Below are 20,979 nucleotides of genomic sequence, written 5' to 3' on the forward strand. Positions count from 1 at the left end.
GCAAAATCCGCAAGCTCCAAAAAAGGCCATTTTCGCTGATCGCCATTGTCGCTGTGCAAGGGCCCCACTATACCTTCGGGCAGGGGGCTGGTTTTATACACAGCAGTTTGCGGAGACCGGACATATGGCTGACGACACCATTTTCATAGGCGCCAGCCGCAAGCCCGACGACAGCTATCAGCGTCCCGAAAACCTGCTTTTGCACTATGGCAACCGTCAAGGCCTGGTGACCGGTGCCACCGGCACCGGCAAGACGGTCACCTTGCAAATATTGGCCGAGGGATTCTCCAATGCCGGCGTGCCGGTGTTCTGCGCCGACATCAAGGGCGATCTCTCCGGTATAGCCATGATCGGCACGGCGCAGGATTTCCTGGTCAAGCGCGCCGAGCAGGTCAAGCTCGACCCCTATGACTTTCAGGAATTCCCCGTCATCTTCTGGGATCTGTTCGGCGAACAGGGCCACCCCATCCGCGCCACCATCTCCGAGATGGGCCCGCTGCTCTTGTCGCGGTTGATGGATCTGTCCGAAGCCCAGGAAGGCATCATGAACATCGCCTTCCGCATCGCCGATGAGGAAGGCCTGCTGCTGCTCGACCTCAAGGACCTGCAGGCGCTGCTCGCCAATATCGCCGGGCGTGCCGAAGAGATCAGCGCCCGCTACGGCAATGTGACGAAACCCTCGGTCGGCGCCATCCAGCGCACGCTGCTGGTGCTGGAACAGCAGGGGGCGGCGAATTTCTTCGGCGAGCCGGCATTGCGCATCGCCGACATCATGCGCACCACCCGCGACGGCCGCGGCGCCATCAGCGTGCTGGCCGCCGACAAGCTGATGATGAATCCGCGACTCTACGCGACGTTCCTGCTTTGGCTGATGTCGGAACTGTTCGAGGAGCTGCCCGAAGTGGGCGACCCCGACCAGCCGAAGCTGGTCTTCTTCTTCGACGAGGCACATCTGCTTTTCGACGACGCGCCGAAGGTGCTGATCGACCGCGTCGAGCAGGTGGTGCGCCTGATCCGCTCGAAGGGCGTGGGCGTCTATTTCGTCACGCAAAACCCTTTGGATATTCCTGAGAAGATCCTGGCCCAGCTCGGCAACCGCGTCCAGCATGCGCTACGCGCCTACACGCCGCGCGAGCAGCAGGCGGTAAGGACCGCGGCCGAGACGTTCCGGCCGAATCCGGATTTCGATTGCGCGACCGTAATCACGCAACTGGGCACCGGCGAAGCGCTGGTTTCAATGCTGGAAGCCAAGGGCATCCCGTCCATGGTCCAGCGCACGCTGATCCGTCCGCCATCGTCACGACTTGGGCCCATAACCCCCGCCGAGCGCCAGAAGCTGATCCAGGAAAGCCCGGCGATCGGCCAGTACGATGAGCGTGTCGATCGCGAATCGGCTTTCGAGATGCTGCAGAAGAAGGCCAAGGACGCGGCGGATGCCGAGGCACAGCAGGCCGACGCAGGCCGTTCACGCTGGACCATTCCGGGCTTCGGCAATGATGCTCCGCCGCCGCAGTCCGGCGGCAGACGCCCGCCTCAACCGCGCCCATCCAACCGCCAGACGGTGACGGAAGCCGCGATCAAGTCGGTGGTGCGCTCTGTCGGCTCGTCGGTCGGCCGCGCCATCGTGCGCGGGATCCTCGGAAGTCTGTCGAGGGGCAGATAGGGAGCGCGATCGCGCAACGGTCACGCAGGGACAGGTTGATGTGGAGGGTGAAGGCGGCGAGTCGCCGCATTCACCCTCGCTCCGATCAGAAAATCGCGTCGGTCACCGCTTTCACCGGGCCAAGCAGAACCGATCCGTCCGGCACGCCGGCATCGATCGGGATGGCTTTGTGGTTCGCGGTCGCCACCATGGGCTGGCTGGCGTCGCTGGTCACGATGACCGGGGTCTTCGAAGGCACGCGGTCATAGAGGTCTATAATGTCCTGGTTCATCAGGCGCACGCAGCCCGACGACACCGACTTGCCGATCGAACGCCATTCCGGCGAGCCGTGCAGCCGGTAGAGCGTGTCGACGTTGCCCTGGAAGAGATAGAGCGCACGTGCACCGAGCGGGTTTTTCAGCCCGCCCGGCATACCGCCATTGTCAGCGCTGTATTGCCTCAGTTCCGGCTGCCGGGCGATCATCTCGTCCGGCGGCGTCCATTTCGGCCACTTCTGTTTCCACTGGACGACGGCATCGCCCGACCATTCGAAGCCGGCGCGGCCGAGGCCGACGCCGTAGCGGATCGCCTGGCCGCCCGGACGAACCAGATAGAGGAAGTGGCCGGTCGTATCGACGACGATGGTTCCCGGCTTCTGGCCGGTCGGGTCGGGCACGATCTGGCGCAGGAATTGCGGATCGATCCTGTCGACGGGAATGGCCGGCACTTCGAAACCGCCATCGCTGACGGCGGCGTACATCGTCACGTAGTCGGCGAGCGGCGGCTCGACATAGGCCGGTGGCGGTGGCTCGACTGGCCCGGACCCGGTGGTGGCGCATGCGGAAACCGCGATCGAGGCGGCGCCCAGGGCTGCGGCATTGAGAAAGCCGCGACGGCTCAGGCGATAGGATTCGATTTCGGCTGGGAACATGGTTGCCTTCTTTAAGTCTGAAATCGCAACAAAGCATGAATATGCCGACCGTTGCGAGGGTGCCTCATCAACACTTGGGCGCGATAGGCGGTTCCGAATCTGGCCTCAAGGTGGACAAACAAAGGCGAAGCTGTGACCGCGTCGCCACTGTGGCGCTACGGTCACAGGAGCGAAAACCAGGATTACTTTTGGGCCGCATGCGTTAGCCACCTGTGACAAGGGCATCGAGCGACGGCAGGATCAGGGCCGGTGGAAAATCCCGATACTCCTCCGGCTGGTTGGAGCGGTTGATCCACACGGTGCGGAAGCCGAACTTGGTCGCGCCGGCAATGTCCCAGCGGTTGGACGACTGGAAGGAGACCGCACCCGGATAGAGGCGCCAGCCTGTCGTGACCATGTCGTAGACCGACGGATCGGTCTTGAAGCGCCGTACCGCATCGACGGAATAGATATCGTCCAGCACCTGATCGAGCGCCGCGGATTTAACGGCTGCCTCCAGCATTTCCGGTGAACCGTTGGACAGGATTGCCAGCTTGGCGCCGGACGCCTTCAGCGCCTTCAGCACGGCGGGCACTTCCGCATAGCAGTCCAGCCGCCAATAGGCATCCAGCAATACCGCCTTGAGGCCGGGATCGGCAGAGGGCACCTTGTGTAACGCGAAATCAAGTGCCTGCTCGGTGAGTTGCCAAAAATCGGCATAGGCGCCCATCAACGTACGCACCCAGGAATATTCGAGTTGCTTGGCGCGCCAGATCTCGGACAGCAACTGGCCGTCCGGTCCGATGGCGTCGGCGTGGCGGCGCACGGCGGCATGAACATCGAACAGTGTGCCGTAGGCGTCGAAAACATAAGCGGCGTATTGCATGGCAACAGTTTTGAGGCGAGGCGGGGCAAGGTGCAAGTCTTGATTGCAGCGCGCCGTCCGTGGCCTCAACAAAACTCCCCGATGCTGGTTGACGACGCCGGCCAAAGCGTCATCCAATGCTGCAACACGAGATTGATCGGAACGGGACAAAGCAATGACACTGGCGGCTGCCGCACTTTCCGCGACATGGACTTTCGTCGACGGCGACTGGTACGAGGGCAATGTCGCCGTTTTGGGCCCGCGCAGCCACGCAATGTGGCTCGGCACCAGCGTGTTCGACGGCGCCCGCTGGTTCGAGGGTGTCGCTCCCGATCTTGACCTTCATGCCGCGCGCGTAAATGCCTCGGCGATCGCGCTCGGTCTCAAGCCTTCGATGACGGCCGAGAAGATCGTCGGGCTGACCTGGGACGGATTGAAGAAATTCGATGGCAAGACGGCTGTCTATATCAGGCCGATGTATTGGGCCGAGCACGGCGGCTATATGGGCGTGCCGGCCGATCCCGCCTCGACCCGTTTCTGCCTGTGCCTCTACGAATCGCCGATGATCTCGCCGACCGGCTTTTCCGTGACGGTTTCGCCGTTCCGGCGCCCGACTATCGAAACCATGCCGACCAACGCCAAGGCCGGCTGTCTCTATCCCAACAATGGCCGCGCCATCCTCGAAGCCAAGATGCGCGGCTTCGACAACGCCCTGGTGCTCGACATGCTGGGCAACGTCGCCGAGACCGGAACCTCGAATATCTTCCTGGTCAAGGACGGCCACGTCCTGACGCCGGCGCCGAACGGCACCTTCCTGTCGGGCATCACCCGCTCGCGCACGATGACGTTGCTTGGCGAGTACGGGTTCAAGACCACGGAAAAGGCGCTGTCGGTGCGTGAATTCCTCGAAGCGGATGAGATTTTTTCGACCGGCAACCATTCCAAGGTCATTCCGATCACGCGCATCGAGGACCGCAGCCTGCAGCCCGGACCGGTGGCCAAGAAGGCGCGGGAGCTCTATTGGGATTGGGCGCATTCGACGTCGGCGGGCTGATCCGCCCAGGCTTTTCGTCGCAATGCGCCCGGTTTCCGGAAACTGTGTGACAGTTCTCCGGAACCCGCTTAGAAAGAGCACCCGGCGCTTCACTTTTCGGAGTTGTCCGAACCCAATCCAGACCTATCTTAGTCCGGTATCAACACCGGATTTCCTTGAGGGAGTACCTTCCATGGCTTTTGAATTGCCCGCTCTGCCTTACGACTATGAGGCCTTGCAGCCCTACATGTCGAAAGAGACGCTGGAATATCACCACGACAAGCACCACAAGGCCTATGTCGACAACGGCAATAAGCTTGCCGCCGAAGCCGGCCTTGGCGATCTGTCGGTAGAAGAGGTGGTCAAGCAGTCGTTCGGCAAGAATGCCGGCCTCTTCAACAATGCCGCCCAGCACTACAATCACATCCATTTCTGGAAGTGGATGAAAAAGGGCGGCGGCGGCAACAAGCTGCCGGGTGCGTTGCAGAAGGCTTTCGACAGCGATCTGGGTGGCTACGACAAATTCAAGGCCGACTTCATCGCCGCCGGCACGACCCAGTTCGGTTCCGGCTGGGCCTGGGTTTCGGTCAAGGATGGCAAGCTGGCGATCTCGAAGACGCCGAACGGCGAGAATCCCCTCGTCCATGGCGCGGCGCCGATCCTCGGCGTCGATGTCTGGGAGCACTCCTATTACATCGACTATCGCAACGCCCGGCCGAAATATCTCGAGGCCTTCGTCGACAGCCTGATCAACTGGGATCATGTTCTCGAACTCTACGAAAAAGCGAAAGCCTGATCGAGATTCAGAAAGCCCCGGCACCCCCGGGGCTTTTCTCTTTTCTGTGCCGAGATCCCACAGCAAAGGTCTGCAAAATCGTCGGGGAAGGGAATATTCCTCCCGCCACGTCCGTTAACGTCCTGTCCCGAAATGCCCTCATCATGGAGCTAATTGAATGAGAAAGCTTGTCGTCGCCATCTCTATGCTCGCGTTCGCCGGTTCGGCGGCCTTTGCCGACCCGATCCTCGACCGCCAGGCCCTGATGAAGGAACGCGGGAAGATCGTCGGCGGCCTGTCGAAAGTGGTCAAGGGTGAGGAGTCCTTTGATGCCGCCGCCGTACTGACTGCGCTGCAGGCGCTCCAGGCGAACGCGGAAAAATTCGACGCCGACGTCCTGTTCCCGGCGGGCAGCGACACCGGCGACACCACGGCGGCGCCGAAGATCTGGCAAGACATGGCCGGTTTCAAGGCGACAGAAGACAAGTATCTTGCCGACGTCAAGGCCGCGGTCGCCGCGGCCCCAGCCGACGTGGATTCCCTGAAGGCGCAAATCGGCGTCATCGGCTCCGACTGCGGCACCTGCCACAAGGGCTACAGGGTCAAGAAAGGCTGATCGCCGGCCATGGCATGGCTGAGGAAGTTTGTCGGCGCCGCACTCGTGCTCGGCGGCGTCGGCGCTGTTGCCGCGTGGACGCTTTCGGCGCCGGTGAAGCTCGATGCGGAAACCCTGGCCAAGCTCGCGCCTGGTGACGCGGCCAGGGGCAAGCGCATTTTTTATGCCGGCGGCTGCACCTCCTGCCATGCAAAACCCGGTTCGAAAGGCGATGAGCGGCTCGAACTTGTCGGCGGCCTTGAACTCAAGACTCCGTTTGGCACGTTTGTGCCGCCCAACATTTCGCAAGATCCCAAGGACGGCATCGGCGCGTGGTCGGCCGAGGATCTCGCCAATGCCATGCTGAAGGGTGTCTCCCCGTCGGGCGAGCATTTCTATCCGGCATTTCCCTATACGTCCTACGCGCGCATGAAGCCCGCCGACATTGCCGATCTCTATGCCTTCCTGAAGACGCTGCCGGCAGTTGCCGGCCGAGCGCCGGCCAATTCATTGAGTTTCCCGTTCAACATCCGTCGCGGCATCGGCTTGTGGAAACGGCTCTATCTCAGCGAGCAGCCTGTTGTGTCCCTGCCCGAAGGCGCGCCTGGTCCTGTGATTGCCGGTCGCTACCTGGTCGAGGGACCGGGTCATTGCGGCGAATGTCACACACCGCGTGACCTTGCAGGGGGGACAAAGAAGAGCGAGTGGCTGGCTGGAGCCACAGCCGCCGAAGGCAGCGGCATCGTCCCCAATATCACCTCCGGGGAGGGCGGCATCGGCGACTGGTCGCAGGCTGACATCGCCAACTATCTCGAAACCGGCTTCACGCCCGATTTCGATTCCGTTGGCGGGGCCATGGTCGACGTGCAGAGGAACATGGCCGAACTGGCGCCCGAGGACCGCGCGGCGATCGCGGCCTATCTCAAGGCGGTTCCGCCGCATCCGAACGGCTATCCGGCGCGCAAAAAACCGGCGAGCTGACTACGGGTGGCGATCGCCCAGGAAGTCGAAGCCCGCCTCGAAGAAATGATTGTAGTTGCAGGTCAGTTCCTCGCCGGCCGCGATGTCGCGCAATGCAAAGCTTTCCTCCGGCGAGGATACGTCGCAATTCGGCTCGTCGGCGTGGTTCATGTAGCGTGCATCGTCGGCCTCGAAGACGATGTAGTTCGGATCTCGCCTGTTCGGATAGGCATAGCGATCGAGATAGCTCTTCACCGGTCCTGTCTGGCTCTCATAGGTCTCGACCTCGATGAGCCGGTCGAATCTCGGATCCAGCTTCCAGATCATCGTGCCGCGGGAAATGGGATTTTTGGCAAAGACACCAATGCCCTGGATGGGGGATTTGTCGAGATAGACGTCGACGAGCAGCATGGCAGGCCCTTGTGCGATTGTGGGCTGTCATTGCCCGGGACAAAACGCGCCTTGGGTAGCGCGCGGGCATCGCAATTGCGAGCGAAAACCAGCAACACGGAATTCAAAAACCAATGATTGCCCGGCTCGCCGAGAAGGCGCGCCGGTCACCGTTTCGCGTCAGCGCTGCTGAAGCGCCAGCCGCACGCCCAGGCCGCAGTAGATGCCGCCGACAATCTTGCCCTGCCATTTCAACACCGTGGGATTTCGACGCAGGAAAGTGCCAAGCCCGCCTGCGCTCACCGCGAAAACCACTGTGCTGAAGAGGCCCAGCAGAACAAAGATGATCCCCAATACCGCCAGCTGGAGCATGACCGATCCGTTTTCGGGCCGCACGAACTGTGGCAGGAACGCGAGGAAGAAAAGCGCCGTCTTGGGGTTGAGCATCTCAGTCAGTATGGCTTGCCGAAACGCCTTGCCCGCTGAGATTGGGAACCTGCCGGCGGCGAGATCGGCCGGCGTCTTTTCCATGATCGCGCGAATGCCGAGATAAACGAGATATGCCGCACCGAGATACTTCACGGCGCTGAACAACACCGCCGATGCGGCGATGATCGCCGAGATGCCGACCATGGCCGTGAAGGTGTGAAACACGTCGCCGGCCGCGATCCCTGCGCCGGTTGCGATGCCGGCTTTGGTTCCCGAACTCGTTGCCCGCGCGACCGTCAGCAGCGTGGCGGGACCGGGAATAAACACAAAACCGAGCACCACGGCGACATAGGTGGTCAATGTGGCCAGGTCGATCATTGCTCGCATCCTCTTCGGCGTTCGTCGCCGATCAAGTCACGCCAGGGGCCGAAGGGCAATGACCGCTTCAGCCCTGCGGCCCTGTTGCCTTGCCTGTCACTTTCAAGGCGAATGAATATGTGTAGGCGATCTCCTCCAGCCGGGAAAACCGGCCGGACGCGCCGGCATGGCCCGATTCCATGTTGATCTTGAACAGGACCGGATTGTCGCCCGTCTTGCGCTCGCGCAGCCGCGCCACCCATTTGGCCGGTTCCCAATAGGTGACGCGCGGGTCGGTGAGACCGGCTAGCGCCAGGATCGGTGGATAGCCGAGCGCGGCGACATTGTCATAGGGCGAGTAGGCGGCGATCGTCCGGTAGTCGTCCGCCGACGCGATCGGATTGCCCCATTCAGGCCACTCCGGCGGGGTCAGCGGCAGGCTGGCGTCGAGCATGGTGGTGAGCACGTCGACGAAAGGCACCTCGGCAACGATGCCGCCGAAACAGTCCGGCGCCATGTTGGCGACCGCGCCCATCAGCATGCCGCCGGCGGATCCACCTTGCGCGACGATGCGGTCATGCACAGTGTAGCGTTCGGCGACCAGATGGCGTGCACAGGCGATGAAATCGGTGAAAGTGTTCATCTTGTGCACCCGCTTGCCGTCATCGTACCAGCCATAGCCCTTGTCCTTGCCGCCGCGGACGTGGGCGATTGCAAAGACAAAGCCGCGGTCGACCAGCGAGAACCAGTTGGTGTTGAAGGCCGCCGGCACCGTGATGCCATAGGAACCGTAGCCGTAAAGCAGGCAAGGCGCGGAGCCGTCCAACGGGGTATCGCGGCGGTACAAGAGCGAGACCGGCACCAATTCGCCATCAGCCGCGGGCGCCATCAGCCGACGCGTGACATAGCGCTCCGGGTCGTGGCCGGACGGCACCTCCTGGGTCTTGAGCAACACGCGCTCGCGGGTGCGCATGTTGTAGTCGAAGACCTGCGCCGGCGTCGTCATCGATGAATAGGTGAAGCGCATGATCTCGGTGTCGTATTCCAGGGATCCCGACAGGCCGAGCGAAAACGCCTCCTCGTCGAAGGAGATCAGGTGTTCCTCGCCGGTTGCACGGTCGCGCACGACGATGCGCGGCAGGCCCTCCTTGCGCTCCAGCCTGACCATATGGTTCTTGAAGCCGATCACCGACAGGATCAGCCGGCCGGCCTCGTGCGGAACCAGTTCCTGCCAGTTGGCGCGGATCGGATCGCTCGCCGGCGCCGTCATGATCTTGAAGTCCTTGGCCCCATCGGCGTTGGTCAGGATGAAGAAAATGTCGCCGCCTTCCTCCATCTCGTATTGAAGACCGGTCTCGCGCGCCGCCACCAACTTCGGCTCGCCAAACGGCTCGCCCGCGCTCAGCAGCCGGTATTCCGATGTCTCGTGGTCGTTGATGGCAACCATGATCCATTCATTGGAGCGCGTGCCGCCGACATTCATGAAGAAGCCGGGATCATTTTCCTCATAGATCAGCCGATCGCTTGCCGGATCCTGCCCAAGCGCATGGAACAGCACCTTGGAGGGACGGTGGTTGGGGTCGAGCCGGGTGTAGAAAAACCCGTCATTGGCGGCGTTCCACACCCCCGAACCGCCGGTGTCTGGAACCGTGTCCGCGAGTTCCTTGCCGTCGGAGAGGTCGCGCACCCGAAGCGTATAGAATTCGGAGCCCTTGTCGTCGAACGCCCATAAAAGCTTGCCATGGTCGGCCGAATGATCGACGCCGCCAAGCCGGAAATAGGCCTTGCCTTCGGCCTCGGCATCGCCGTCGAGCAGGATATGCTGCGCGCCGCCGTCCCGCGGCATGCGGAAATAGCGCGGCTGCTCGCCGCCGAGTTTGAAGGAGGAGCCATACGCGTAGGGTCCGTCCTTCATCGGCACGGAAGAATCGTCCTCCTTGATGCGACCCTTCATCTCCTTGAACAGCCGCTTCCGCAAATCGGCCGTGTCGGCCATCAGTTTCGACTGGTAGGCGTTCTCGGCTTCGAGATGGGCGCGGATGCCCGCATCGAGCAATGCGGGGTCCCTGAACATCTCCTGCCAATTGTCGGCCCGCAGCCAGGAATAGTCGTCCGTTCGCGTGATACCGTGATGCGTGTCGAAAACCGGCCGCTTCTCGGGCGTTGGCGGGGTGACATCCGGGAATGCAGAAGTTTTGGTCATTGCGTCTCGCTTTGGAAATGTCCTGAATGGCCAATGAACACGCCGATCAGCGCGGGTTCAAGAGCCGGGTCTTATTGCTGCGCCGGGCTCCAGAAAGCGGGCCGGGAGGAGAAATAATGTATATCTATGCTCGCACCGTCGCGGCTCTCGCCGTCGTTTCCGCAACTATGGCCATCGCCGGCCAATCTCATGCGACCGTATTCGCCGCTTGGCAAGTGGCCAACGTGCCGTTCGGCGACACGCTCGACGTGCGCAAATATCCCTTGGGCACGTCCCAGAAACAGGCCGCATATCCGAACGGCACCGTTTTGCAGATGACCGGGCGATGCACCGGCGGGACGAACCTGCTCGATATCGCCAATCAGCCGGCATGGAAGCAGCAGCAGGCGGTTCGCTATCGCTGGTGCGAAGTCTGGCATGATCCGGCGAAGAACGGCGGTTTCGTCACCGGGTGGGCCTATGGCAAATACATCGCCCCGTATTGAGTGATCCGAGCTGGTCGGCTGCACGACGCGTGAGGGCCGGCAATGGCCGAGGTGGGGCAACCTCTGGTTTTGCGAAAGGGGGTGAACAACCAAGATTGCCGGCGCGATCTCCAAGCAAAGCAAAGCACTCGGAGATGCTTTGTGAGTTAGCGCGAATGTAACGGTTAGCTAACGCTGCGTCACCGGTCGCTGGTTTCGCCTGAGAAATATCGAAAAATTACATCGTGCACGAAAGATTGAAGCTGATCCGGAAATATTTGATCAACATCGTTCAATATAGTGCAAGGATCGAATTGACTTACTTGCTAGGTAGGTTCATTGATGCCCCCGCGACACGAATCGCAGAAGCTCTGTCTGCACAAAATTCGTGCAATGCCTTGCCTGTAAAAAAGGGCGCACTAAACTAACTCTCGTTGGGGCCTGAAGACCATGGATATTGTCGAAACACCTTCCAGAAACAGCGACGCGCTGATCGAGCTGACCGCCGACGTGGTGGCCGCCTATGTCAGCAACAATCCCGTGCCGGTCGGCGAACTGCCGAACCTCATCTCCGATGTCCATGCTGCTCTCGGGCGTGTGGGCGGAACCGCCGAACAGCCGCCCGCCGACAAGCAGAAGCCGGCAGTGAACCCGAAGCGCTCGGTTCATGACGACTACATCGTTTGTCTTGAAGACGGCAAAAAGTTCAAGTCGCTCAAGCGTCACCTGATGACCCACTATGATCTGACGCCGGATCAGTATCGCGAAAAGTGGAACCTCGACCCGAGCTACCCGATGGTTGCCCCGAACTACGCGGCCGCCCGCTCCCAGCTCGCCAAGAAGATGGGCCTCGGCCGCAAGCGCAAGGCCCGCTAAGCATTTGCTGCCAGGTGAGTGCACTTGGCATCGCAGAATGCGGCTCAAACGATAGATAGAGCCGGACGGACAGTTCAACCGGATCGATATCGGCGCCTTCGGGCGCCGTTTTACTTTGCCGGTGGGCCAAGGACAGCGCTGGTACCAGTGCGATCGGCTGGTCGCGGAGGCGATATCAGGCCGTCTGCTCGAGTGCGGCCTCTGCATCGCGCCTGATGCGCTTGACCATCGAGCGAAGGCCGTTGGCGCGCTGCGGCGACAGGTGCTCGTCCAGGCCGAGCGCCTTCAGCGTCGCTTCCGCATCGGTCTTCTGGATTTCGCTGGCGGTCTTGCCGGAGAACAGCGCCAACATTATCGCCACCAGCCCGCGCACGATATGGGCGTCCGAATCGCCCCTGAAGGTGATGACCGGATCGCCCCCCGGTCCCAGTTGGGTGGTAAGCCAGACCTGGCTGACACAGCCCGGCACCTTGTTGGCGGCGGTGCGTTCCTCGTCGGGGAATGGCGGCAGCGCCTCGCCGAGTTCGATGACATAGCGATAGCGGTCCTCCCATTCGTCGAGGAACGAGAAGTCGTCGCGGATCGTCTGGATCGTGGTCGTCATGACTGGGATATAGTCATCCACCGTCGCCGCGTCACGGAAAAACAAGGACACCGCGGGCGTCGAGAGGGCAGACTGCCCGCGGTGCGCCGTCGAAACGGCCTAATTCTTTACCGGCAGGTTGACCGTCTCGGGCAAGACGACTTCTTCCGGAACGCTGCCGGTCATTGTGGAGGTGTCGGGGCCGGCGGACTTGTCGTCCAGCATGGCGGCCGCGATCTTGGCGGTCTCCTTGGCCCTTGCGGTGATGGTGTGCATTGCCGACTTGCCGGTCTCACAGACATCGGGCTTGCGTTCGCAAATGCCGGCGATGTCGCCGACCGCGTCGCGGGCCGCGAACAAAGCCTGGATCGGGCCTACGCTTTCCTGGCCCGGCTCGCCGGGACCGACGCCCAGCGGCAGTGCCAGCAGCACCAGCGAAAACCAGAAAGCCATTCTCATCAGGAAGAACATGCTCGCCTCTCGTCGTGACCGGATCATGCATCCATGAGCATGACCTCTTTTGTGGGCGGGATATTGGCACACAGGCGCAAAGGACGGCTTGCGGGTTAGCCGAGAATTTTCTTCAAATTTGAGGCAAATTCGAAACGAAGCGTTTTGCTGTCGATTTGTCTCAGATTGGAACCATTTTTCTTATCATCCATTAGCCATATACTGCTTTGTTTTTATTGCGTTTTCCACAAAATCAGGCGGTCGGTGCGCTGCGGCTGGCCACGCCGCGGGCGGTCCCTGCGGATAACCCTCCGTTTACTATGGTGGCATTTGCCCGGGTTTTCGGGCGCTCCCATCCCGATATTCGCCGTGGGCCGGGCCTTGGGTCGGCCCTGCCTTATCCATTCTTTAAAGGCTGGGTGCGAGTTTCAGAGTCAATCAAAACGATCTGCAAAAGCAGAGCTGTTCACGACGAGTGCGGGTGCGTTGAGTTGATGCCGATCAAGGCCAGATACGTTGAATTGCCTGGGGCAATGGCCGCCGGTTGTGAACGTATGGTCCATCCCTCCATTCTTGGGCTGGACGACCGCGAGCGTCAGCGTCGCTTTATCGGCGCCATGCTGGCCGCTCCGTTCTTTGCCGCCGGTGCCGCGGTCACGCTCGTCACGTCAGGCATGGGCGCAGCCGTCACCGTGGCCGCCATCTTCGCGGCCTTTGGTCTTTGCTGGTTCATCGCCTTGCTGGTGGCCGCGACCGGCAGGATGGATCTGGCCGGCCGGGCCGCGCTGGCGATCGCGGGACTTGCGCTCGCCGGTCTTGTTGCCGCTGCCGGCGGGCTGAGCTCTCCGGTCGCGATGCTTTTCGTGGCGCTGCCGTTCGAAGCCTGGTGGATCGGCGCCTCGCGCCGCGCGGCGCTGTGGGGGGCCGTCTGCGCCATCGTCGCCATTATGTTGCAGCCTGTGACGGCAACCGTCCTCCCGCACGCCGCGGCGCCGGTCGCCGCGTGGCACTGGCTGCTGCCATTGGCCTGGGCACTGACGCTGGTGCCGCGTATATCGGCGGTTCGCAACGCGGCGGCTGCGGCCGACGTAGGGGACACCGGCGATCGTCTGGAAGACATGATCGACGCGGTGGTCCTGCGCGTCGCCCGCCATGGCGAGGTTATCGATGCCTCGGCAAAGGCGCGTACGCTGTTGAAACTGCCCCCGGAACTGCTTTGCGGAACCGGGCTTTTCGATCGCGTGCATCTGTCGGATCGCGTCTCCTATCTCAGCGCCTTGGCCGACATGCGCGACGGGGCGCTGTCGCGCAGGCTGGAGTTGCGCGTCAGGCTGCCGCAGGATGGCAATGGACAGAATGGCAATGGCCCGGCGGACAACTATCGGCCGTTTTCGCTCGAATTGATGCGCGCGCAGGAGCAGGGCGACGTTTTCACGCTTGTGCTGCGCGAGAACGAAGAGGTCGCCCGCTTGCGCGAAGACCTCGGCGCCGCCAATGACGCAGCCGCCGCCGCCGAAGTGGCGAAAGGGCGCTTCCTGGCGGTGGTGAGCCACGAACTGCGCACGCCGCTCAATGCGATCATCGGATTCTCCGACATGCTGCTGCACGAGATGTTCGGCGCCTTCAAGGATCCACGGCAGAAGGAATATGTCGGCCTGGTGCGCGATTCCGGCCAGCATCTGCTTGCCGTCGTAACCTCCATCCTCGACGTGTCGCGGATCGAATCCGGTGTCTATGCGACCGAACCGGAGCCGTTCCGCTTCATGGAAGCCGTCGACATGTGCCAGTCGATGATGCGGCTGCAGGCGCAGGCCAAGAACATCGATCTCAAGGCGCAGATCGCTCCGGACGCCGGCGAAATCAACGCCGACCGGCGCGCCGTGCAGCAGATCCTCATCAATCTCGTCTCGAATGCGATCAAGTTCACGCCCGATGGCGGCGATGTCGTCGTCGGCGCCAAGCGGATCGGTTCGCGCCTGCATTTCTGGGTGCGGGACACCGGCATCGGCATCGCCGAGGAAGATTTCGCCAATCTCGGCAAGCCGTTCATGCAGATCCAGAACGACTATACCCGTCGTTTCGAGGGGACCGGCCTTGGCCTGTCGCTGGTCAAGGGACTGGTGGCGCTGCACGAAGGCACCATGTCGATCGAAAGCATGCCGGGCGAGGGCACCACGGTCACCATCAGCCTGCCGGTGAACGGGCCGAGAGGGCGGCCGGCGGACAAGGCCGGGGTGCTGACGATGCCGCTGGCCAGGGCGAAAGGGGACGGAAATGGCGCGCTCCGCAAAACAGCCTAAGGCGGCCAAGCGCCGCAGCAACGCCTTCCAGGACGGAGCCGTCGCCATCGGCGGCATGGTTTCGCGCAATCCCGTCCTGGTGGGAGGGTCGACGGCATTCCTGGTGACGCTGTTCTACGTTTCGGCGAATGCGCTGTGGTACCAGCCTTTTCCGCATGCCGGCGCCTTCTTCGCGACCCGCAGCATGCAGGGCGTTCCGCACGCGGCCGCTGATGAGCCGGAGACCACCTTCAACATCGTGCGGCCAGGTACCGCGCCGGCGCCGGTCAAGGGCGATCCGGTGGTCGAGCAGGTGCAGGGCATATTGAAGGATCTCGATTTCTACGCCGGCACGGTCGACGGCATTTCCGGACCCAACACGCGCAAGGCGATCCAGGCCTATCAGCAGAAGGTTGGGCTCAACACGTCCGGCGAGATCGACGCGCTGCTGCTCGATCAGCTGGGCGCGACCCCGAAAACCGCCGCCGTGCCGAAACCGCAACCGCGTCCCGAAGTGTCGCAGGCGGTTCCAGTGTCGCTGCAGACCGATACGGCTTCCCAAGCGCCGGATCCTCGCATTGTCAAGATACAGGCCGGGCTCAAGGCCTTCGGCAATGACGACATGCAACTCGACGGCGTCGTCGGCGCCCGTACCAAGGCGGCCATCAAGGAATTCCAGTCGCTGTTCGGCCTGCCGCAGACCGGCGAGCCCGACGAACTGGTCTATGTCAAGATGCGCGAGATCGGCCTGACCAACTGACGGCGCAAACAACGGCTCGCCCAGCGGTGTAAATACCGATAGATAGCCCGCATGCTGTCCGGACTTTTCTCATGCGCGTGACCACGGATCTGTGGGTATCGGCCCTGTTGCGTCGGGTTTTCGGCGCGGGCGGATTTGCCGCCGTGGTCAAGCGCGGCGCGACCGAAGCCGGCGCCGTGTTCGTCCTGACGCGGAGCCGGCTTGGTGAAATCGCTCTCTATGGGCCGGCGCCACAGACGAGCTACGATTCGGCCAAGCCCGACGACCGTTTCTTTAGCCTTCTCGCCACCGCCGCCGATGCTTCGGTGCTGGACGCCAGGCTGGAACGCGAGAAGAAATTCGATCCCGACATCTGGGTGGTTGAGATCGAGGCCGGCGCTGTTCCTGTCGAGGAGCTTATTTCCGTGAAGATGTCCTGAGGCCAGGGAAGGCCGCTGCATCGTCACTGTTCGACGCCTCGCGGCTGGCGCTGTTGGTGGGGGCGGCGTCGCGAACCACATCGGACAGGGTCACGGCCTTCCATTCCCGCACCTTGTCCAGCGCCGCGTCGCGGTGCAGGAGCCGGTAGCGATCGAGGAAGGTGCGGATCGCCTGCGGATGCGGAAACTCGCGGGAGTAGACGGCAACCGTGATCAGGAATGCCCGGTCCTCGCTGAGGTCGAGCGAGCGCAGCGCCGCCAGCAGCGGCATGTAATTCTGATTCGCCGTCAGCAACCTGGCCGTCGAGAAATCGATATCGAGCGCATCGGCGAGCGCGGTCTGGAAGAAGGCGGCGTTTCCGGTCAGCGCCGTCTCGCGCAATTTGGCATAGGTGTCGGCTCCGGTGAACGGATCGACCTGCGCCGCCTGCGCCTCCTCGCCGGTCCGCATCATGGAGCGCAGTCTGCGCCGCGCATTTTCGGCACCAACGCCCGGCGTCTGCTGCTTCGCCGCGCTGTCGGCGGCCGGCGCCTTCGAGGGAGCGGTTTGTGCCGGAGAGGCTTCCGCTTCCGGATCGCGCACCCGCACCAGCGTCGGCCTTTCCAGTGCCCTGATCAGATCGGCGATAGTCGGATTAAGGTTCTTGCGGCGCGCGATCGCGCGCGCATGCGGCAGTCCGTGCCGGCCGATCAGCGCAATGAGGTCGATGTCACTGACTGCGCGCGAGCGGATGAGCAAGGGGGCGGCGATGCCCACCGGCTCCTCGCACAGGCGCCGCACCAGCCCGGCCGGAGCATATTCGCATTCAGAGAGGGCCGCCGCAACGTAGCGGCGCGATTCGGCGGACACGTTGTCGAACAGCGGCAGCGTCAGATCTTCGAGCTGGCCAATTTCACGGCGGGATGGCCGGGTGAGCGAGCAGAACGCAGACACCGCTGCGCGGAACAGCCTTTCGGCCTTTCCTGATTCCGTCCTTGCCGCGATTTGCCTGAAGTCCGAAGATGACACGAGGGATACGCCCGATACTCTATACACGCTTGACCATGCTCGGAACCATGTCGGTTTCGCGATTGCCAAAAACAAAGATCAAGTTAGCTGGGATCCGTTAGCGCTCCGTTAACCCTCTGCCGGCCTTAATGATATTTGGAGGCGTTGCGTTGTGCTCCGGGGCAACCGAGAGGAATACGCGAACCATGGGCATGGTACTGTCTTTCGTGCCGAGAACGGCACCGACCAATCGAGCAAAGCAAACCACCGAAATACCGGCGGCGGTGATCATCTTTCCTGGCATCCGCTATGAGCGGTCCGCCGCGGGGAGGCGCGGCCTGCCGGCCCTGACAAGCCGGGATCGCCGCGCACGCCAGTGCCGCACCACTGAACGTTCTTGAGGCCGAGGCGGGAATCATCCCTGCGGCACCGCCCTTGATTGTTCTGATGCGGATTGTTCGGGCCGCGGTCTAAAAGTCCTGCAGCTCGCACGAACTCTGCTCCAGAAAGCGCGACACGATCGACTTCCAGCTGTCGTCCGGCACGAAGCTGCGGATGACGAATATGCCCTCGTCGATCGGCGCTTCGACGAAGATCGCTCCCTGAAGCTCCTCGGGAAGGTCCCTGCGCATGTCGATCATCTGCGCCGGCGTCAGCACCACGGCATCCAGCTTGCCCCCGGTCGCCGTGTGGTCGTTGAATGAATAGATGTTGTGGCCGTTGCGGTCATAGACAGACACCGACCAGAAGGGCACATTGCCCGGCGCCCTGATCCTCACCATTCCCTCATCGAGGTCGAACCGGCAAGCCGTCGCATAAAACAGCGGGTCGACCGATTTCACCACCGGCGCGCCGCCCGCCTCGGCATCGAGCCGGGTCATCCGGTAGAGATCCGACGCCATCGACAGCCGCGACCAGGCATCGCGTTCCGAGAATTCAGGCACCAGAAGCAGCACGACGATATGCACGATACCGGCACCGACGAGGCCGAGAAGGACGGCATGCACAAGTCTGCGCGTCGCGGCGTAGACACTACGCATCGCAGCCGACCTTGGTGATCTTGGGCAGCGAAACATCCGACAGGCCGGTGCTGCTGGCGATCGGCGTGTCGTAGAATGTCAAGACGAAATACATCCTGCCGGAACCGTCGGTCAGCAGCCAATTGCCGGGCATCGGTTGATGGCCGACGGAAATGAGCACCGAATTGTCGGATTGGCGCAGCACGCCATAGGATTGAAGTGCGGCAAGCCGCGATTTGCCGGTCTCGACCACGCCGAGCGATTGGTCGGCGGCATAGAGGGTCCAGAATCGGGCGGTCGGAAATCCGCCTTCGATCGTGTAGGTACATTCGCGCCTGAGCTCTCCGCCAGCTGCGTCGTCCTCGGCGACAAAGGACAGCCCTTCGGCGCGGCCAAGCGCAAGCACGCCCTCGCGCGCCACGCGGGCCTTGGAATAGGGGTCGGCTGCGGGTGTGCCGATGTCGGGAAAGGCGGTCCACTGGCCGATTCTGATCGCCCCGACGCCGTCCTGCATTTTCAGCGCATACCAGACGCTGGCGCCGCCGCCGCCGATGGCTATGGCAAGCGAAAGCAGCGTCAGGAAGGCGTTCTTGAGCATGAAAGGCCGGGCGCATGAAGAATTGCCGCTCGGGGATATCGCGGCGCGGGGTCGTGTGGCAAGCCGCAGGACGCGGATTCGCAAGGTGCGGCTTTTCCATCTTCCCGAAGACAGAAGGGAAGAGGCGCCGCGATCACAGCGCCGACAGCGTTTCGGGCGGAGCAGATGCACCGAGCCTGCGCGCCGTTTCGAACAGGTGGGTCATGTCCCTGAGCGTCTGTGTCGTCCGGCTGGACAGCACCGGCGGCCGTTCGGCGGCGGCATCGGCCGCTGCCTGTTCCTCGCTCTTCTTCTGCGCTTCCGCGGCCTTGGCCGCGATCTCCTCGTCGACGAAGGGTTTGTCGATGCCGGGGATAGGCTTGAGGTCGATGTTCTGATGCGCATAGACCATGAGCCGCTGCCACACCATCGCCGGCAGCGAGCCGCCTGTCATGTTCTTGGTCGGGGTGAAATCGTCGTTGCCCAGCCAGACGGCCGCCGTGTAGTTGCCGGTGAAGCCGACGAACCAGGCATCGCGGTAGGATTGCGTCGTGCCGGTCTTGCCGGCGACGACGATGTTGGGGATCTGCGCGCGCCTGGCGGTACCCATCGCTGGTACCGCGACAAGCATGGTGTTCATCGATTTCAGCGCCTGCTCGGACAGCACGCGATGCGGCGGCGGCGCATCCTTGGCGAAATCGTAGACCACCTCGCCGGTGCGGGTGACGAGCTGCGTGATGCCATGCCTGGAGCCGACGAAGCCGTTCTGCGCGAACACGCTGTAGCCCGTCGCCTGGTCCATCACGGTCATGCCCGAGGTGCCGAGCACCATGGTCTTGTGCGCTTCGAGCGGCGATTCCACGCCGAATGATTCCGCCATCGCCTTGATCGGCCCGATGCCGAGATAGTCCTTGGCAAGCCGCACGGGCACCGTGTTGATCGACTTGGCCATGGCCACGATCAGCGGGACCTTGCCCGCCGACTCGCCACCGTAATTGTGCGGCGACCAGTTGCCCCAGCTGATCGGCCCGCCTGATACGATCGAGTTCGGCGTAAAGCCGTGCTCCATAGCCGTTGCATAGACATAGGGCTTGAAGGAGGAACCGGTCTGGCGCAGCGCCTTGGTGGCGCGGTTGAACTGGCTGGCGCCATAGTCGCGGCCGCCGACGATCGCGCGCACCGCGCCATTGGTCTCGATGACCACCACGGCCCCTTCGGTGACGTTGTACTCCTTGCCGAACTGGCGCAGGTGGAACTCCACCGACTCTTCCGCCGCCTTCTGGATGTTGGCGTCGAAGGTGGTGTGCGCCACCAGCGAGTGCTGGCCGGGCTTGGCGATCTTCTTGACCTCGTCGAAGGCCCAGTCGAGGAAATAATCGGGGCTCTTCTGTTCGCCGCGGTCGACGACATCGGCCGGATGCAGTCTTGCCTGCAGCACCTGGCCCTCGGTCATGAAGCCGGAATCGACGAGATTGGACAGCACCACATTGGCGCGCGCGCGCCGCCGGCAGGTTGATATGCGGTGCGTATTTGGTCGGCGCCTTGAACAGGCCGGCAAGCATCGCCGCCTCGGCGAGGTTGAGATCCTTGACGCTCTTGCCGAAATAGAAGTCCGCCGCCGCCTCGATGCCGAACGTGCCGCCGCCCATATAGGCGCGGTCGAGATAGAGCTGCAAGATTTCCTTCTTCGACAGATTGGCTTCGAGCCACAGCGACAGGAAGGCTTCCTTGATCTTGCGCTCGAAGGTGCGCTCATTGGTCAGGAACAGGTTCTTGGCGAGCTGCTGCGTGATGCTGGAGCCGCCCTGGACGACGGAGTTTGCCCGCACATTTTCGAAGATTGCGCGCGACAGGCCAAGAACGTCGATGCCGTAATGGTCGAAGAAACGCCGGTCCTCGGTGGCAAGCACCGCCTTGATGACATGATCGGGCATTTCGTCGACCGGCACGGAATCGCGCTGGATGATGCCGCGTTGGCCGATCTCGTTGCCATAACGGTCGAGGAAGGTAACGGCGAAGTCGCCCTGGGCGCGCCAGTCGCCGGCCGTGTCCTGGAAGGCGGGAATAGCCAGCGCCAGCATGACGACGATGCCGCCGGCGCCAAGCGTAAAACCTTCGCTCAACAACTCGACGATGCCACGGCGCCAGCCGTTGACGCGAAAGCGCCGCGAGAAAATCGTCGCGCCCTCCCAGAACTGGCGCGCCTTGAACCCGATCTCGTAGAGAGGAATCAATCCATGCGTCGAGCGCCAGCAGCCGGGCGGCGATCGCACCTCTTCTCTTGCGTGGTTCAGGACTGACCATTCAAAAACCCGGACGGCTATAGCACGGCCTGAAAACCAAGCGGGCAGTTTCAGGGCGACGCCGCCCTGACTATTCATCCATTTGCGGACGCCCACAAGGGT

At 62.5% G+C, this 20,979-nt stretch carries 20 protein-coding genes and 1 pseudogene; 10 read left to right on the top strand and 11 right to left on the bottom strand.

The features are described from left to right. The first annotated feature begins 124 nt into the window (after positions 1-124). Positions 125-1,663: a helicase HerA-like C-terminal domain-containing protein gene (locus ACIU1A_RS06570; protein ID WP_404926913.1), complete on the top strand. Its 1,539-nt coding sequence runs from the start codon at positions 125-127 to the stop codon at positions 1,661-1,663. 85 nt (positions 1,664-1,748) lie between these two features. Here the strand turns inward: ACIU1A_RS06570 and ACIU1A_RS06575 are convergent, their stop codons facing one another. Both ACIU1A_RS06575 and ACIU1A_RS06580 read right to left on the bottom strand, forming a co-directional pair. Beyond that, on the bottom strand, positions 1,749-2,573 hold the full coding sequence (locus tag ACIU1A_RS06575; protein ID WP_140553967.1) for a L,D-transpeptidase: 825 nt from the start codon (positions 2,571-2,573) through the stop codon (positions 1,749-1,751). A 202-nt stretch (positions 2,574-2,775) separates the two neighbouring features. Further along, on the bottom strand, positions 2,776-3,438 hold the full coding sequence (locus ACIU1A_RS06580; protein ID WP_140517954.1) for a haloacid dehalogenase type II: 663 nt from the start codon (positions 3,436-3,438) through the stop codon (positions 2,776-2,778). A 154-nt stretch (positions 3,439-3,592) separates the two neighbouring features. Between ACIU1A_RS06580 and ACIU1A_RS06585 the strand changes: the two genes are divergently transcribed. The 4 genes from ACIU1A_RS06585 to ACIU1A_RS06600 all read left to right on the top strand — a co-directional run bounded on the left by ACIU1A_RS06585 (position 3,593) and on the right by ACIU1A_RS06600 (position 6,801). Next, entirely contained in the window at positions 3,593-4,471 is an 879-nt protein-coding gene (locus tag ACIU1A_RS06585; protein WP_140494756.1) for a branched-chain amino acid aminotransferase, read from the top strand. A 172-nt stretch (positions 4,472-4,643) separates the two neighbouring features. Continuing rightward, on the top strand, positions 4,644-5,246 hold the full coding sequence (locus tag ACIU1A_RS06590) for a superoxide dismutase (RefSeq protein WP_140638749.1): 603 nt from the start codon (positions 4,644-4,646) through the stop codon (positions 5,244-5,246). Between the two features lie 157 nt (positions 5,247-5,403). Continuing rightward, positions 5,404-5,841 carry a c-type cytochrome gene (locus ACIU1A_RS06595; protein WP_404926914.1) on the top strand — a complete coding sequence of 146 codons (438 nt, stop codon included), beginning with the start codon at positions 5,404-5,406 and terminating at the stop codon, positions 5,839-5,841. Positions 5,842-5,850: 9 nt separating this feature from the next. Further along, positions 5,851-6,801: a cytochrome c gene (locus tag ACIU1A_RS06600; RefSeq protein ID WP_140559432.1), complete on the top strand. Its 951-nt coding sequence runs from the start codon at positions 5,851-5,853 to the stop codon at positions 6,799-6,801. Here ACIU1A_RS06600 and ACIU1A_RS06605 read toward each other — a convergent pair whose 3' ends face one another. From ACIU1A_RS06605 to ACIU1A_RS06615, 3 genes are all read right to left on the bottom strand, one after another. Then, complete coding sequence (locus ACIU1A_RS06605) at positions 6,802-7,191, bottom strand: SET domain-containing protein (RefSeq protein ID WP_404926915.1); 390 nt, start codon at positions 7,189-7,191, stop codon at positions 6,802-6,804. 159 nt (positions 7,192-7,350) lie between these two features. After that, complete coding sequence (locus ACIU1A_RS06610) at positions 7,351-7,977, bottom strand: LysE family translocator (RefSeq protein ID WP_140520736.1); 627 nt, start codon at positions 7,975-7,977, stop codon at positions 7,351-7,353. Between the two features lie 67 nt (positions 7,978-8,044). After that, complete coding sequence (locus tag ACIU1A_RS06615) at positions 8,045-10,159, bottom strand: S9 family peptidase (RefSeq protein ID WP_404926916.1); 2,115 nt, start codon at positions 10,157-10,159, stop codon at positions 8,045-8,047. A gap of 116 nt (positions 10,160-10,275) precedes the next feature. Between ACIU1A_RS06615 and ACIU1A_RS06620 the strand changes: the two genes are divergently transcribed. Both ACIU1A_RS06620 and ACIU1A_RS06625 read left to right on the top strand, forming a co-directional pair. Further along, positions 10,276-10,644 (top strand): SH3 domain-containing protein, encoded by a 369-nt coding sequence (locus tag ACIU1A_RS06620; RefSeq protein ID WP_404927866.1) that lies wholly within the window; start codon positions 10,276-10,278, stop codon positions 10,642-10,644. Between the two features lie 429 nt (positions 10,645-11,073). Then, the gene (locus ACIU1A_RS06625) at positions 11,074-11,499 is read left to right on the top strand and encodes a MucR family transcriptional regulator (protein WP_095089970.1); all 426 of its coding nucleotides are present in this window, start codon (positions 11,074-11,076) and stop codon (positions 11,497-11,499) included. 175 nt (positions 11,500-11,674) lie between these two features. Here ACIU1A_RS06625 and ACIU1A_RS06630 read toward each other — a convergent pair whose 3' ends face one another. Continuing rightward, on the bottom strand, positions 11,675-12,103 hold the full coding sequence (locus tag ACIU1A_RS06630; protein WP_404927867.1) for a SufE family protein: 429 nt from the start codon (positions 12,101-12,103) through the stop codon (positions 11,675-11,677). A gap of 99 nt (positions 12,104-12,202) precedes the next feature. Continuing rightward, the gene (locus ACIU1A_RS06635) at positions 12,203-12,553 is read right to left on the bottom strand and encodes a DUF5330 domain-containing protein (RefSeq protein ID WP_404926917.1); all 351 of its coding nucleotides are present in this window, start codon (positions 12,551-12,553) and stop codon (positions 12,203-12,205) included. A 533-nt stretch (positions 12,554-13,086) separates the two neighbouring features. On the opposite strand from ACIU1A_RS06635, the gene ACIU1A_RS06640 reads away from it, so the two are divergent. The 3 genes from ACIU1A_RS06640 to ACIU1A_RS06650 all read left to right on the top strand — a co-directional run bounded on the left by ACIU1A_RS06640 (position 13,087) and on the right by ACIU1A_RS06650 (position 15,990). After that, positions 13,087-14,832 (top strand): PAS domain-containing sensor histidine kinase, encoded by a 1,746-nt coding sequence (locus ACIU1A_RS06640; protein ID WP_404926918.1) that lies wholly within the window; start codon positions 13,087-13,089, stop codon positions 14,830-14,832. Further along, positions 14,807-15,571, top strand: a complete 765-nt coding sequence (locus ACIU1A_RS06645; protein WP_404926919.1) for a peptidoglycan-binding protein — start codon at positions 14,807-14,809, stop codon at positions 15,569-15,571. The genes ACIU1A_RS06640 and ACIU1A_RS06645 overlap by 26 nt, the downstream gene beginning before the upstream one ends. 71 nt (positions 15,572-15,642) lie before the next feature. Then, positions 15,643-15,990, top strand: a complete 348-nt coding sequence (locus tag ACIU1A_RS06650; protein WP_140494737.1) for a DUF1491 family protein — start codon at positions 15,643-15,645, stop codon at positions 15,988-15,990. Here the strand turns inward: ACIU1A_RS06650 and ACIU1A_RS06655 are convergent. The 4 genes and pseudogenes from ACIU1A_RS06655 to ACIU1A_RS06670 all read right to left on the bottom strand — a co-directional run bounded on the left by ACIU1A_RS06655 (position 15,968) and on the right by ACIU1A_RS06670 (position 20,878). Continuing rightward, complete coding sequence (locus ACIU1A_RS06655) at positions 15,968-16,999, bottom strand: hypothetical protein (protein WP_140878928.1); 1,032 nt, start codon at positions 16,997-16,999, stop codon at positions 15,968-15,970. The genes ACIU1A_RS06650 and ACIU1A_RS06655 overlap by 23 nt on opposite strands. A gap of 449 nt (positions 17,000-17,448) precedes the next feature. Beyond that, positions 17,449-18,018, bottom strand: a complete 570-nt coding sequence (locus ACIU1A_RS06660) for a DUF1254 domain-containing protein (RefSeq protein WP_404926920.1) — start codon at positions 18,016-18,018, stop codon at positions 17,449-17,451. Further along, on the bottom strand, positions 18,011-18,595 hold the full coding sequence (locus ACIU1A_RS06665; RefSeq protein ID WP_140624505.1) for a DUF1214 domain-containing protein: 585 nt from the start codon (positions 18,593-18,595) through the stop codon (positions 18,011-18,013). Before ACIU1A_RS06665 ends, ACIU1A_RS06660 begins: the two co-directional genes overlap by 8 nt. A 133-nt stretch (positions 18,596-18,728) precedes the next feature. After that, positions 18,729-20,878, bottom strand: a pseudogene (locus ACIU1A_RS06670) (transglycosylase domain-containing protein). Between the last annotated feature and the right edge of the window lie 101 nt (positions 20,879-20,979).

It is taken from the genome of Mesorhizobium maamorense, from assembly GCF_044998965.1.
Taxonomy (GTDB): Bacteria; Pseudomonadota; Alphaproteobacteria; order Rhizobiales; family Rhizobiaceae; genus Mesorhizobium.

Coding starts and splice junctions, on each gene's coding strand:
- ACIU1A_RS06570 (WP_404926913.1), top strand. CDS start 125: ATGGCTGACGACACCATTTTCATAGGCGCCAGCCGCAAGCCCGACGAC.
- ACIU1A_RS06575 (WP_140553967.1), bottom strand. CDS start 2,573: ATGTTCCCAGCCGAAATCGAATCCTATCGCCTGAGCCGTCGCGGCTTT.
- ACIU1A_RS06580 (WP_140517954.1), bottom strand. CDS start 3,438: ATGCAATACGCCGCTTATGTTTTCGACGCCTACGGCACACTGTTCGAT.
- ACIU1A_RS06585 (WP_140494756.1), top strand. CDS start 3,593: ATGACACTGGCGGCTGCCGCACTTTCCGCGACATGGACTTTCGTCGAC.
- ACIU1A_RS06590 (WP_140638749.1), top strand. CDS start 4,644: ATGGCTTTTGAATTGCCCGCTCTGCCTTACGACTATGAGGCCTTGCAG.
- ACIU1A_RS06595 (WP_404926914.1), top strand. CDS start 5,404: ATGAGAAAGCTTGTCGTCGCCATCTCTATGCTCGCGTTCGCCGGTTCG.
- ACIU1A_RS06600 (WP_140559432.1), top strand. CDS start 5,851: ATGGCATGGCTGAGGAAGTTTGTCGGCGCCGCACTCGTGCTCGGCGGC.
- ACIU1A_RS06605 (WP_404926915.1), bottom strand. CDS start 7,191: ATGCTGCTCGTCGACGTCTATCTCGACAAATCCCCCATCCAGGGCATT.
- ACIU1A_RS06610 (WP_140520736.1), bottom strand. CDS start 7,977: ATGATCGACCTGGCCACATTGACCACCTATGTCGCCGTGGTGCTCGGT.
- ACIU1A_RS06615 (WP_404926916.1), bottom strand. CDS start 10,159: ATGACCAAAACTTCTGCATTCCCGGATGTCACCCCGCCAACGCCCGAG.
- ACIU1A_RS06620 (WP_404927866.1), top strand. CDS start 10,276: ATGTATATCTATGCTCGCACCGTCGCGGCTCTCGCCGTCGTTTCCGCA.
- ACIU1A_RS06625 (WP_095089970.1), top strand. CDS start 11,074: ATGGATATTGTCGAAACACCTTCCAGAAACAGCGACGCGCTGATCGAG.
- ACIU1A_RS06630 (WP_404927867.1), bottom strand. CDS start 12,103: ATGACGACCACGATCCAGACGATCCGCGACGACTTCTCGTTCCTCGAC.
- ACIU1A_RS06635 (WP_404926917.1), bottom strand. CDS start 12,553: ATGTTCTTCCTGATGAGAATGGCTTTCTGGTTTTCGCTGGTGCTGCTG.
- ACIU1A_RS06640 (WP_404926918.1), top strand. CDS start 13,087: ATGGTCCATCCCTCCATTCTTGGGCTGGACGACCGCGAGCGTCAGCGT.
- ACIU1A_RS06645 (WP_404926919.1), top strand. CDS start 14,807: ATGGCGCGCTCCGCAAAACAGCCTAAGGCGGCCAAGCGCCGCAGCAAC.
- ACIU1A_RS06650 (WP_140494737.1), top strand. CDS start 15,643: ATGCGCGTGACCACGGATCTGTGGGTATCGGCCCTGTTGCGTCGGGTT.
- ACIU1A_RS06660 (WP_404926920.1), bottom strand. CDS start 18,018: ATGCGTAGTGTCTACGCCGCGACGCGCAGACTTGTGCATGCCGTCCTT.
- ACIU1A_RS06665 (WP_140624505.1), bottom strand. CDS start 18,595: ATGCTCAAGAACGCCTTCCTGACGCTGCTTTCGCTTGCCATAGCCATC.